The 522-nt window shown below is 66.1% G+C and carries 1 protein-coding gene; it reads left to right on the plus strand.

The features are described 5' to 3' along the window. Positions 1–522, plus strand: a 522-nt coding sequence (locus J4G38_RS28385) for an alpha/beta hydrolase (RefSeq protein ID WP_210522302.1), incomplete at both ends; no start/stop codon positions are given.

Below are 522 nucleotides of genomic sequence, written 5' to 3' on the forward strand. Positions count from 1 at the left end.
CCTCATTCTGCTGCACGGGCGCGGTGGCAGCGCCGCCGATATCCTCTCGCTGGCCAACCAGCTGCACGTGGCCGATTTTGCGCTGCTGGCCCCGCAGGCCCCGCAAAACAGCTGGTACCCCAACTCGTTTCTGGCCCCGCCCGTGCAAAACGAGCCCTGGCTCTCCGTGGCGCTGGCCACCGTGTTCGACCTGGTGGGGAGCCTGGAAAAGCAGGGCATTCCCAAGGAAAACCTGTACTTCCTGGGCTTCTCGCAGGGGGCGTGCCTCACGCTGGAATTTGTGGCCCGCAACGCGGCCCGCTACGGCGGCGTGGTGGCCTTCACGGGCGGGCTGATTGGCGACCGGCTTTACCCCGAAAACTACGCGGGCGCGTTCGCGGGTACCCCGGTTTTTATTGGCACCGGCGACCCCGATTTTCATGTGCCCGTGGAGCGGGTGCGGGCCTCGACGGTGCTGCTGACCAGCATGGGCGCCCGCGTGACCGAGAAGGTGTACCCCAACATGGGCCACACCATTTCACA

It is taken from the genome of Hymenobacter terricola (assembly GCF_017921975.2).
GTDB classification, from domain to species: domain Bacteria; phylum Bacteroidota; class Bacteroidia; order Cytophagales; family Hymenobacteraceae; genus Hymenobacter; species Hymenobacter terricola.